Here is a 12,499-nt window from a genome sequence, read left to right on the forward strand (position 1 = left end):
AGATGATGAAAGCCCCGCAAGAGAATGCTAATTTCTACGCCTCGTCCGAGGAAACGGCGGCCCCGGTCGAAAAGTCGAACGATGCCACGCCACAGCGCCCGGCCGGCACCCGCCCGCTCAATGCGCCCCTGCTCGTGTTCGACCTAGCCCAGGCCCAAGCGCAAATCAAGCAGGAGCCGGCCTGGCACCATAGCGACCGGAACGCCCTGACCTTGCTCCAGGCCGACGGGCTACGCCTGGTGCTGATAGCCCTGCACGAAGGCGCGGAGATGAAAACGCACACCGCCCCCGGCATTATCAGCGTGCAGGTACTGGAAGGCCACCTCGGCTTCCAGGCGGAGGGGCAGACGGTGGAGCTGAAACCCGGCCAGTTGCTAACGCTGCAAACCGGCGTTCTGCACAGCGTGGTGGCCCGGCAGGAATCGGTGTTTCTGCTCACTATGGCCAACCCCGCCGCTCGGCAGTAGGCGGTGTAGTCAAAGGCTCGTGCGTGCATCCGAAACAGCTTCAGTACGAAAATCCTTCGCGCAATAGCTAGCTGCCAAGTGCGACTTTTGGACCACGCTTTTAACCAAGGCCATTCTTCTGTCGGGTGCTTTCCTGGCGAAGCCGCTCCGTCAGGGTAGGCAGGTCCGTCGTCAACCACGGCGCTTTCAGCGGGGCGCTGGGTGCGCCGTGGTTGCTGGCGGACCTGGGGTACGCACGCAATTTCGGTGAAAGTGAGAAAAATACGCTGGCCTGCGAGGGCTTCCGCAAAAATTGACGGGGAAGCCAGCCCGGAAGACCGCTAAAACCGCACCCTCAGGCCGCCGCCGCCGCCAAAGCGGTTATCGTAGCTACCCATCAGCGAGAAGTTGCGGGAGAGCCTATACTCCAGCCCGCTGTTCCAGACTACTTGCTTAGCGAAGCTGCGGTTGTTTTCCAGCTTGTTTACCCACCCAAAGTCAGCTTGGTACTCATAATAGCCGAACGCCAGCAGTCGGGGGAAAATCATAATCTCGCGGCCCAGGCTGATGCGGGGGCGCAGCTTGCTGTCGATGCGGGCATCGAGGCTGAACAGGTAGGGCGTCAGGAAACGCAGGCCGACTACGGCCGTCGTGGTGGTTTTAGTCACCACCTTGCCGGTCGCCTGGTCTGTGACGGGGTTCATCATTCGTTGCCGGAAGTTCTCCACGTTTACGCCCCCGAACACGCGCAGGTAGTCGTAGAGGTAACGCTCGTAGGTGGCCTCCGTTTCCATGTTGCGGTTCCAGCCGTTCTCCACGCTCAGGTTAAACTGGTTGCGGATGTTGGACGACACCAGGTTCAGCGTGCCCATGTGCGAGGCGGCGTCGAGTATGCCCCAGGTGTAGTACTTATCGGTTTCATGTATTAGTTTGCTCACCGGCGAGCCCTTCAGGCGCGGGTCGCGGGGCGTATCGTAGCTCACGATGCGGCCCATCCCGCTGGCGAGGTGGTAGAGGACGTGGCAGTGCAGAAACCAGTCACCCGACTCATCGCCCAGCACCTCAATCGTGACCTGCTTCATGGGCGGCACGTTCACGACGTTCTTCAGGGGCGAGTACGCGCCGTTTTCGTTGATGACGCGGAAAAAGTGCCCGTGCAGGTGCATGGGGTGGTGCATCATCGTCAGGTTGTTGTAAGTAATGCGCGTAACCTGGTTGCGCCGAATCTGGATTTTATCGGCCGATTTCAGGGGCACCCCGTTCATGCTCCAGACGTAGCGCTGCATGTTGCCGGTGAGGTTGAGCAGCACGTTATGCACGGGTAGGCTGTCAGCGTAGGCCGTCCGCTTCAGCGCGCGCAGGTATTCGTAGTTGTACTCCGAAAACATGTCCATGCCACCCATGCCTCCCTTTTTCTGACCGCCACTCGTGTCCATACCGGCCATCTTCTTGTTGCCGCTCATGTCCATGCCGGCCATCGGCTTATCAGCCGTCATCCCGCTGCCGCTCATCGACCTATCGTGCCCGGCGTGGGCCGTGTCGGCGGGCATTTTCATGCCATCCGTCTTCATGCCGGCCATAGCTGGCTTAGCTGAAGTAGGCTGGTCGCCCATCTTCATGCCAGCCATCTTCTTGTTGCCGCTCATGTCCATGCCAGCCATCTTCTTGTCGCCGCTCATGTCCATACCGCCCATGTCCCCTTTTTGACCCTTTTTGCCCATCTGCATCCCCCAGTTGGCTTTCATCTGCTGAGGGTCAACGTGATTGGGCCGGAACTTGAGGGCCGGCGCGCCCATGCGCATGTGCATTTTGGCCATCTGCTGCATGAGCGCGATTTTGTCGGGCCGGGGCAGCACGGGGGCGGCTACTACCGGCCCCGCGCCCAGGTAGGTCACGGTGGTGCCAGAGCCATCCTGCGCCATCGCCCGCAGCTCCAGCTTGCCGGTGGGTGGAATCGTGACCAGGAAATCGTACGTCTCCGCCACCGCGATGTAGGTCTTGTTGTGCGGCACCGGCACCACGTCCTGCCCGTCGGCCGCCACCAGCAGCGGGTCGGGTCCGCCGAAAGTCATCCAGAAATTCGTCGAGGCCGAACCGTTGACGATGCGCAGGCGCACCCGCTCGCCGGGCTTCAGCTCGGGATACTGCTGTTCCGGCTGGCCATTGACCAGGAAGGCGTTGTAGTACACGTCGGCGATGCCGAAGCCGTTCATGCGCTGCTTCCAGAAGTTGAGCTGCGCCCCGAAGGCTCCTTGGGCAATTACGCGGTTGAGCGGCGTGGCCGTGCCCTTGGCAATGTTGTACCAGTCGGTGCCCCGCTTGAGGTAGCGCAGCACGTCTTTGGGCTGCTGATTGGTCCAGTCCGAGAATACCACTACCAATTCCTTGTCATACTTCAGGCGCTCCTGCTTGGCCTCAATGACGATAGCCCCAAATTCCCCGCTCTGCTCCTGGAGCATCGTGTGCGAGTGGTACCAGTAAGTGCCGGCCTGATTGAGGGGAAACTGGTATTTCTGGGTATGGCCCGGCTCAATGGGCGGCGTGTTGAGGTAGGGTACGCCGTCGTAGAAGTTGGGCACCAGCAGGCCATGCCAATGCACCGATGTCGCTACGGACATCTCGTTCTTGACGTAGATAACGGCGTAGTCACCTTCCGTGAAGTGCAACGTAGGACCGGGAACGCTACCGTTGACGGTCATACCCAGCACGGATTTGCCCGCCTTGTTCACCAGCTCTTCCCGCATGGTCAGGCGGTACACGGTCGTATCGGTTTGGGCCCCGGCCGGCCGGACCAGGAGTAACAGGCCGATTACAGCCAGGATTTTACTAAAAGTAGCAGTCATCACGAAAATTATTTAATGGACTAAAAGGCCCACCAGCTACCGGAAATAACCGGCGCTGACCTATAAAACGGAGTGGGTTTCTGTTACTCTCCCTGGGAGAGTACGGTTTGGCACAATTACGCGGCCGACTTGCATAATTTGCGGAGGATAGGTTAACTACCAGTCCACCGCTAGTGCCTTCTTCCCAGCTGCTTAACCCGGATTGCGGAGCAGGGAGAAGGCTAAAAAAGCTGTTTTGGAGAAAAAGAGCTACGCCCTTTCAGGTGCTTCGTCATGGGACAACCTTCTTCGTCGCCGCTTGCTATCAAGTATGCGCTCAACGACATCCGCGTTACCTTGAAAGGAAGCAGGGTTTTAGCATTCGCCCCCTGCCAGCTGCTCACGCTGTAACAGAACAGACTGTAGCAACGCAAGAGTTTCACCGAAAATATTTTGTACTATTACGAGGCAATCCGGCTCAGAAGAAGAGCTGCGCCGCCAGCGTGAGCCCCAGCGTGACCAGCAGGCAGGCCACAACGACCGTGCGGATTTCCCAGGTGGGTGCGGGCGGCGCTGGGGGGCCGGGAGCGGCGGCGAAGTACATGGCCACGATAATCCGGCTGTACACGGCCAGCGCGATGGCGCTGTTGAGCACGGCGACCACGGCCAGCCAGGTGTAGCCGGCCGCCATCGCGGACTCAAACAGCAGCAGCTTGCCCGTGAAGCCGGCCAGGGGCGGAATGCCGACCAGCGAAAACAGGAAGACCGTCATGGCCAGGCCCGTGAAGATGCGCGTGGTGCCGAGGCGCTTGAAATCGGCGAGCGTGCGGCCGGTGTGCAGCACGATGGCAAACGCGCCCGTGTTCATGGCGGCGTAGGCGGCGGCGAACACCACCAGGGCCGGCAGGGCCAGCGCCCCGCGCACCCCCACCAGGGGCAGCAGAAAAAACCCAGCCTGCGCCACCGTAGAGTAGGCCAGCAGCCGCACCAGGTTGGTTTGCAACAGGGCCAGCACGTTGCCGAAGGTCATCGACGCGACGGCCAGCAGGGCCAGCACCAGCGGCCAGTCCACCGCGGTGGCGGGCAGCGACCGGCACACCTGCGCCAGCCCGAAAAAGGCCCCAATCTTGGGCACCACCGACAGGTAGGCGGCCACCGATACCGGGGCCCCCTCCAGCGTGTCGGGCGTCCAGAAGTGGAAGGGAAATACCGACGCCGCGTACCCCAGGCCGGTGAGCAGGGCTACGAAGCCGAACGCCAGCAGCGGCGCGGGCAGGTTGGGCTGGCTCAGCGCACTCAGCAGGGTGCTGCCCGTGAGGCCCACCCAGTAGCTCAGCCCAAACACCAGGACGGCCGTCGTGACGGTGCCGTAGATGAAGTACTTCAGCGCGCCCTCGGTGCCGGCCTCGGTTTTGGCGTAGGCCGCCAGGGCAAAGCCGCTCAGGCTGGTCATGAGCAGGCCCAGCACGAGCAGCATCACGTCGCCGCTGCCGGCCAGCACCAGCGCCCCCAGCGTGCCGAAGCAGAGCAGGCTGTAAACGGTGCCTTCGCGCGGGGTGCCGCGCAGCTCCTGCCGGGCCAGCAGGCCGCACAGTACCGCCGTTGGGCACAAAATCAGCACGCTCCAGTGGTTGAGCAGCCCGACCCGGAACGTGCCCGAAAACGCCGTGGCCTGCACCGCCAGCCGGCCGGCGCTCACCACCGTGGCCGCCCCCAGGCCCACGGCCACGGTGGCCAGGCCCGCCCGTCGCCAGCGCAGCATCTCGGCTACCAGGGCCAGCATGGCCGTCAGCAGCACGATAAGCTGCGGCAGCACCAGGCGCAGGTCCTGGGCCATGCTCCCGCCGCTATTCATGGCCCAGCACCTGTTGCGTGGCGTGAATGACCCGCAGCAACGCCTCGGGGTAGAGGCCTAGCCCCACAATCAGGACGATGAGCGGAACGATGGCCCACAGCTCGCGGCCGGACAAGTCGGCCGGGGGGAGGGCGGTGGCGGGGGCCTCCCCCAGAAATACCCGCTGGATGGCGCGCAGGTAGAGGGCCGTGGTAAGCAGCAGCCCCAGCAGCAGCAGCGCCGTCATCACGGGCGCTACCTCGTAGCCTCCCAGGAAAATCTGGAACTCGGCGGGGAAGTGCGCCAAAGCCGGCAGGCCCAGCGAGGCGAAGGCCGCCAGGATAAACAGGCCGCTCAGCAGCGGGTAAACCTGCGCCAGCCCGCCGAGCTGGTCCATTTCGCGGGTGTTGGTCCGGTCCTGGATGGCCCCGATTAGCAGAAACAGGCAGCCGGTGACAATGCCGTGGCTGACCATTTGCAGCACGGCCCCGTCGAGCCCAAAGGCGCTGCCCGTGGTGGTGAGCGCCGCTGCCCCGACCCCGAACACCACGTAGCCCATGTGGTTGACGCTGGTGTAGGCCACCAGCCGCTTGATATCGGTTTGGCCCAGTGCGGCCAGCGCCCCGTAAATGGCCGAAAACAGGGCCAGGGCCATCACGTAGGGCGCAAACTGCCGGAAAGCGTCGGGGGTCATCTGCAAACTGAAGCGGATGAAGCCGTAGCCGCCCAGCTTCAGCATCACCCCCGCCAGAATGACGCTGCCCGCCGTTGGGGCCTCGGTGTGGGCCACCGGCAGCCAGGTGTGAAAGGGAAACAGGGGCGTTTTAATGGCGAAGGCCAGGAAAAAGGCCCAAAAGGTGAGCGCCGCCGCCGTGCCGGTCAGGGGCGGGTGGGCCAGCAGCATCCGCATATCGAAGGTGTGCGGAGCGGCATTGAGGTAGAGGGCCAGAAAAGCCAGCAGCAGGAATAGGCTGCCCACCAGGGTGTAGATGAAAAAGATGAGAGCGGCCTTTTTGCGGTTCTCGTGGCCCCAGCCGGCAATGATGAAGTACATGCCCACCAGCGTCAGCTCGAAAAAGACGTAGAACAGCAGCAGGTCCAGCGCCAGGAAAGCTCCCAGGCAGGCCGTTTCCAGCAGCAGCAGCAGGGCCACGAAGCTGCTGGGCTGTTCCGAAACCTTCGCCGAGTAAATCATGGCCACCAGAAACAGCACCGCCGTGAGCAGCACCAGCGGCAGGCTAATGCCATCGACGCCCACGCAGTAGGCGGCCCCCAGCGACGGAATCCAGCGCAGCTCCTCCACCTGGGCGAAGCCGCCAGGCACGCCGCGCACCCAGATGAGCGCGGTGGCCACCACCGTAAGGGCCGTGGTGCCGATGCCCAGCGCAAAAGCCAGTGCCCGGCGCTGGGTGCGAAGCAGCAGCAGCACCAGCGCCCCCAGCAGGGGCAGAAAAATACTGATGGAGAGTAGCGGAATATGCTGCATAAGTGCGAGTTAGAGAAGCGTAAAAAACAAAACGGCCCCCAGAACCAGCAGCCCGGCCACCGTCCACAGCAGCTCCTGGTGAATCAGCCCGGACTGGGTTCGCCGGCTAAGCTGCCCGGCTGCTTTCACCGCGGTGCCTACCTCGTCAACGGCCCCCGCGATGCCGGTTTCCGCCGCCTGGCGAATGCCGTCGGCCAGGTCCAGGGTGCGGCGGCCCGCCGCCTGGGCGGCACCGTTCAGGCCGGCATCGGCGGTGGTACCGACGCTGGCCAGGCCCAGCGCAGCCTGGCCTACCCCCAGCACGAGCTGGTGCAGGCGCAGGTCGAAGTCCCGGCACCAGGCCGCCAGGGCCAGCACCGGCCGCCCCACCACGGCCGGGAAGCCGCCGGCCAGGGGGTAGTTCTGCTGCGCGAACCGGAGCACGGGCTGCCGGAAATCAGCGGCGCGAAACAGGAAGAAGCCGACTCCCAGGCCCCCCGCCGCCGCCGCCAGCCCGCTGAATTGGGCCGTCGCATTTTCCGGCAGCGTCAGCCCCACGAAGCGCAGCGCCGGGGCCAGCAGCCCCCCGCCCACCACCACGCCGCCCACCAGCAGCGCCAGCCCCGCCCGCATAAACCAAATGCCGCGGACGGCGGCAGTCGGCGGGCGCTCGGGACCAGTCCAGAGCAGCCGGAGGGAGCGCCCCATGTAGAGGGCCGTGAGCGCCGCCCCCAGCACCGCCACGCCGAAGTACGGCCCCGGATGGCCGGACTGGTAGCCGGCCGTCAGCACCGCGTCCTTCGACCAATAGCCCACCAGCGGCGGCACCCCGGCCAGCGCCAGGCCAGCCAGCGCCCAGCCGCCAAACGCCCAGGGTGCCCACCGGCCGCTACCGCTGATGCGGGGAAAGGCCGTGTCGTCGTTTTGGTGCTGAAAGATGCCCGCACTCAGAAACAGGCTGCTTTTCATGAAGGCGTGCGCCAGCAGGTGCGCCACGGCCGCCGCCGGCGAACCGGCGGCCAGGGCCAGCAGCATAAACCCCAGTTGGCTCGACGTGGAGGCGGCCAGCAGCTGCTTGATGTCGTTGCTGACCAGGGCCGTCAGGCCGGTCAGCACGATGGTCAGCGCCCCCACGGCTCCCACAAACGGCAGGCTGGCCGGGGGCAGCAGCGGGTAGGCCCGGAGCAGGAGCACCACCCCGGCGGCCACCATCGTGGCCGAGTGCAGCAGCGCCGACACGGGCGTCGGGCCCGCCATCGCCCCCGACAGCCAGCTCTGGAACGGCACCTGCGCCGACTTGCCCATCACGGCCAGCAGCAGCGCCAGCGCCCCCACCAGCGAGAGCAGCCGGCCCGGCTGCGGCTCGATGAGGTTGGTGCCGGTTTGCAAAATGATGAGCACCACGCCCAGGTAAAGGCCCAGGTCGGTGCCGCGGGTGAGCAGAAAGGCTTTGAAGGCCCCCTGTCGGGCTTTTTCTTCCCAGTGCCAGGTCGCAATCAGCAGGTAGGACGCCAGCCCCATCAGTTCCCAGCCGGTGACAAACAGCAGCCAATCGGCGGCCAGCACCAGCAGCTGCATCGCGGCAATGAAGAGCATCATACTGCTCCAGAACCACACCTGGCCCCGCTCGCTGGCCATGTAGCCGCGGGCATACGTTAGAATCAGCAGCGCCACGACGGCCACCACCAGGGCCAGCACCGCCGTAAAGGGCGTGGCTTCCAGCCGAAACGGCAGGCCAGGCAGACCCGGCAGCGTGAGCCCGGCCGCCGTGTGCTGCCGCACCTGGTAGAGCAAGCCGCCCGCCCCGGCCAGCGAAGCCAGCCCGCCGGCCAGCCCCAGCGCCGCCGGAAACCGGCGCAGCGCCACCATCAGCAGGCCCGCCAGCAGGGGCGCAAGGAGAATCAGCGCTATCATACGCTTTCCTCCTTTAAGTCAGCGGCCTCTTCTACTTCCACCGAGCCCCGGCTGCGGAAGCGCTGGGTCGCCAGGGCAAAGCCTACCGCCGCTTCCAGCGCCATCACGGTCATCACCACCAGCACGAACATTTGCAGGGCGTAGGTGTGGGGGTGCAGCAGCCGCCAGAACGCCACCAGGTTCAGCATGGCCGCGGCCAGCATCAGCTCCACGCCCATCATTATCATGACCAGATTTGTCTGGCTGATGACGCCGTACAGGCCCAGGGCAAACAATACGGCGGCGATACTCAGGCAAATTAGGAGAGCCATACTCAGTCGGGTTGCGGGGGATAAACGAGGGCGGTAGCCGCGGCGGCTATCATGGCCACCAGGATGGTGGTGCCGGCAGTTTCAAAAATCATCATGGAGCGGGTCATCAGCTCGATGCCCAAATCGTGGTTCTGCTGGGTGGCGGCAGGCACCCGCGCGAGCGGCGCGGGCCAGTTGGTGCTTAGCAGCAGGGCCAGCACCAGGGCGGCCACCGCCGCGCTGAGGGCCGTGGCGGGCTTCTGCTGGTGGGTCATGTTCATGTTGCCCAGACCGCCGGGGTCCATCATGTACATCATCATGAAGAAGGCCATGATGCTCATCTCGGCCGCCATCATCATGATTTGCAGCACGCCCAGAAACTCGGCCTGCAACACCAGAAACATGGCCCCCAGCGCCACCATGCAGGCCAGCAGCGACATGGCCGAGCGCACCATCGAGTGGGTGCGGAACACCCGCCAGCCAAACCAGACGGCGGCCAGGCCAAACCCGGCCAGAAAAAACAGTTGCAACGGGTTCATAGCAGTAGTAAGCTAGAGCGGTTTCCAGGTTGGTGTACGGAGGCGGATGGGGCGGGCTGCCGGCTTTTCGCCGGCTGTCCGCTCGTCGGGCGCGCCGTTCGTTCTTTCAAAGAGCGGACAGCCGACTCAACCCCGACAGCCCGCACGTACATCAACCTGGAAACCGCTCTAAGTAGGTGATGAAAATTATTTTACGGCTTGGTAATTAGGTTCATAGCAGTAGTAAAATCCCGACCCACAGAATATTGAATAGCGCGGCCGGCGTGGCGTATTTCCAGCTCCATTCCAGCATAAGGTCGTACCGAACCCTCGAAACGTAGCGGCCGACTCCGAAAAAGGAGGCCGCGACCAGCAGCGTTTTCAGGAGCGTCCAGACTACGCCCGGCAGCCCGGGACCCTGCCAGCCGCCCAGGTAAAAGACAGTAATGGTAACGGCCAGGCTCATCACCAGGCTCAGGCGTCCCAGCCGGAGCAGCAGCCGCCGGGCACCCGTGAAGTCGGCCCAGGCCCCGCCGGCCAGCTCGCCGGCGGCCACGGGCAGGTCGAAGGGGGGTAGGAAGGCCAGGGCCAGCGCCGCCAGGTAGAACAGGCCGAAGCCGACCGGCTGGTAAACAATGTTCCACAAGCCGCGCTGGGAAAGCACAATCCGCACCGGCACCATCGACTCGGCCCGCATCACGGTGGCCGTCAGTGCCATCACCATCGGCATGGAGTAGGCCAGCAGCTGCCCCAGAAAGCGCCAGCCCCCTATCATGGCGTATGCGCCGTTGCTCGACCAGCCGCCCAGCACCAACGCCACCATCACGTAGGCAAACGCGGCGTTGACGAACAAAGCCCCCGTGGCCAGGCTTAGCAGCGGCGCGCTGGCCGACCAGGGCAGCACTGCGGCCGCCAGCGTGCCGGCGGCCAGCAGCAGCACGGGCGCGGTTTCGTAGAACACGGCATCCCGCTGGCGGGGCCTGATTTCCTCGCGCGCCAGTAGCTTCAGCGCCAGCCGCACCGGCCGGGCCCAGGCCAGTCGGCCGGCCACCGACCAGTATTCGAGCACGGCCAGCGCGTACACGCCGCCCGCGAAAAGCAGCACGACCAGCAGCGTAGTTGGAAGGGTAGCACTATTTTCCATCGGCGGCCGGGTCGTGAGTCAGCTCCCAGGGCGAGATGTCCAGGGAGGCAATGGTTTTCAGCGCGTCGCCCAGCTCCAGTTCCCGCACGCCGGCCCGCACCAGGGCCGCGTGCGGCACGGAGGGCGGGTGCAGCACCGCGCTGATTACCTGGCCCTCCTGCACTTGGATGGTCAGGGTGGCCGTGCCGCGGGGCGTCTCCACGGCGGCGCTGCCCTGCCCGGTGCCGGCCAGGTCGGTTAGTAGCGGGGCCGCTGCCGGGCCGGTCTGGTCGGCTTGGATGGCGCGGAGCAGTTGCTGGCTCTGCGTCAGTTCGTCGAGGCGGATGAGCAGCCGGCCCCAGGCATTGTTCTCATCAATTACCAGCGGCACAAAGCCCAGCGGCTGGTAGGCGGGGTCGGCCAGGCGGGCGTCGTGGGCCAGGCCCGCGGCCCTGGCTACCGGCCCCCGGCAGTGGTGCAGGAGCAGTTCGGGCAGCTCCCCGACCGGGCTCAGACTTTGCCGCAGCAGCGGCAGCTGCTTAACCCGCCGCACGAAGTCCGGTAGCTCATCCGGCGCGGCCGTTTCCTGCACTGGGCGGCCGTGCAGCAGCACCGCCGCCTGGTGTAGCCAAGGGTTGCCAATCATCAGGCCGAAGCCCGCCAGCCAGTTGAGGTGACTGGCGAGGCGGGTCTGTTCCAGTTGGCTCACCTGCCAGCGCTGCGCCGCTGCCGGAGCCGGCTGCCCTATGGCTTGGCTGAGGGCGCGGTGCGCCAGCACGCGGTAGGCCGCCGGGGCCAGCCGGTCGTGGCCCGCCAGCCACTCGGCAAACTGCGCCGCCGGCACGGGCAGCGGCGGGTAGTCGGGAGCTATCGTGCCGGGCACCAGCTGGGCCTTCGTCACCGTGTCGCCGTCCAGGTGCAGGCGCAGCTGCAAGCCACCGGGCAGGCCGGGGAAGAAGGGGCCGAACGCAACTTCCGTCGCTTCCATCGGCAACCCGTCGGCGCTGCGGGGCAGGTCCTTGGTCATGGCTACCATCGACATGAAGCCCATGTCCATACCGGCCATATCTCCACCGGCCATGTCCATACCGGGCATGTCGCCACCAGGCATATTCATACCAGGCATTTCCTTGCCGGCCATGTCCATACCGGCCATATCCTTGTCGGCCATATCCTTGTCGGCCATGTCCATACCGGGCATATCGCCTTGCTTCGTAGCCATCTTACCGCTCATGTCGGCCATGTCCATATCGTGCGCACCCATATCATGCGCGTCCATATCCATTTTTGGCTGATGGTCAGCCATATTCATATCGCCCCCCATCGTCTCTTCAGCTTTTTTACTGTTTCCCTCACCGCTCATATCCATGCCGGCCATGTGGTGGTGCCCTGCTGGGTGAGCCTGGTCGGCGGCCGGTGGGGCGGGCGTGGGGCTGGGCTGGTCGGGGGCATGGTGCGCGTGCTGCCCGGCTCCCGCCGCCGGGGTCTCCTGCGCGGCTGCCGGGGCCGGCATGGAGGGCTGGTCGTGCATAGCATGGTGCGCGTGCGCACCGTGTTCAGGATTGGCCGGCTCGGTGGGCTTCGATTCCACAGTAGGCGAAGGGTGGTTGTGGGCATGGTCGTCCGCCGGGGGCTTCTGCTCTTCGGCCTGCCGGATGAACGCCGGTTCGTAGGGCCGGGCATCGGGACGCCAGCCGTGCGCCGCTAGCTGCTGGCGGACGGCCGGGCCGAGCTGTTGCAGCCCGGCCTGGTGCAGCGGAATCACCACGTCGGGGGCGGGCAGCGGCGGGGCGGCTTCCAGGCCGGCGAACACCAGCAGGCGGGGCCGGGGCATCTGGGCGAAGAGCACGGCGGCCTGCTCGGCCAGCTTGGGGGGTAGCGGCCCCGTCACCAGCAGCACGTCGGCGGCGTTGGGGGCGGCGGCCGTTTCCAGGCCGGCCGCGCCCAGGTCCAGGCCCAGGGCGCGCGCCACGTCCGGCCCCGGCACCATCAGCACCCGCAGCACCGACGCGCCAGCGCCCAGCAGCCACTTCTTCAGCGGACTCAACAGGCCCAGCCGGGCACCAGACAGGAGCGCGTCTACCATG

8 protein-coding genes and 1 pseudogene are annotated in these 12,499 nt (G+C 65.3%); 1 reads left to right on the top strand and 8 read right to left on the bottom strand.

What is annotated here, in order from left to right; all coding sequences use genetic code 11:
* Positions 1–71: 71 nt before the first annotated feature.
* Positions 72–467, top strand: a pseudogene (locus A0257_21160) (hypothetical protein).
* Positions 468–787: 320 nt separating this feature from the next.
* On the opposite strand, the gene A0257_21165 reads toward A0257_21160, so the two are convergent.
* The 8 genes from A0257_21165 to A0257_21200 all read right to left on the bottom strand — a co-directional run bounded on the left by A0257_21165 (position 788) and on the right by A0257_21200 (position 12,498).
* Positions 788–3,289: a copper oxidase gene (locus A0257_21165; GenBank protein ID AMR29357.1), complete on the bottom strand. Its 2,502-nt coding sequence runs from the start codon at positions 3,287–3,289 to the stop codon at positions 788–790.
* Between the two features lie 457 nt (positions 3,290–3,746).
* Positions 3,747–5,105: an oxidoreductase gene (locus tag A0257_21170; protein AMR29891.1), complete on the bottom strand. Its 1,359-nt coding sequence runs from the start codon at positions 5,103–5,105 to the stop codon at positions 3,747–3,749.
* 10 nt (positions 5,106–5,115) lie between these two features.
* Positions 5,116–6,588 carry an oxidoreductase gene (locus tag A0257_21175; protein AMR29358.1) on the bottom strand — a complete coding sequence of 491 codons (1,473 nt, stop codon included), beginning with the start codon at positions 6,586–6,588 and terminating at the stop codon, positions 5,116–5,118.
* 9 nt (positions 6,589–6,597) lie between these two features.
* Positions 6,598–8,481, bottom strand: a complete 1,884-nt coding sequence (locus A0257_21180; protein ID AMR29359.1) for a hypothetical protein — start codon at positions 8,479–8,481, stop codon at positions 6,598–6,600.
* Positions 8,478–8,798: an NADH-quinone oxidoreductase subunit K gene (locus A0257_21185; GenBank protein ID AMR29360.1), complete on the bottom strand. Its 321-nt coding sequence runs from the start codon at positions 8,796–8,798 to the stop codon at positions 8,478–8,480. The genes A0257_21180 and A0257_21185 overlap by 4 nt, the downstream gene beginning before the upstream one ends.
* On the bottom strand, positions 8,795–9,310 hold the full coding sequence (locus A0257_21190; protein ID AMR29361.1) for a hypothetical protein: 516 nt from the start codon (positions 9,308–9,310) through the stop codon (positions 8,795–8,797). Before A0257_21190 ends, A0257_21185 begins: the two co-directional genes overlap by 4 nt.
* A gap of 211 nt (positions 9,311–9,521) precedes the next feature.
* On the bottom strand, positions 9,522–10,433 hold the full coding sequence (locus tag A0257_21195; protein AMR29362.1) for an NADH dehydrogenase: 912 nt from the start codon (positions 10,431–10,433) through the stop codon (positions 9,522–9,524).
* Positions 10,423–12,498: a hypothetical protein gene (locus tag A0257_21200; protein ID AMR29363.1), complete on the bottom strand. Its 2,076-nt coding sequence runs from the start codon at positions 12,496–12,498 to the stop codon at positions 10,423–10,425. Before A0257_21200 ends, A0257_21195 begins: the two co-directional genes overlap by 11 nt.
* Position 12,499 lies beyond the last annotated feature (1 nt).

Source organism: Hymenobacter psoromatis (genome assembly GCA_001596155.1).
GTDB lineage: Bacteria > Bacteroidota > Bacteroidia > Cytophagales > Hymenobacteraceae > Hymenobacter.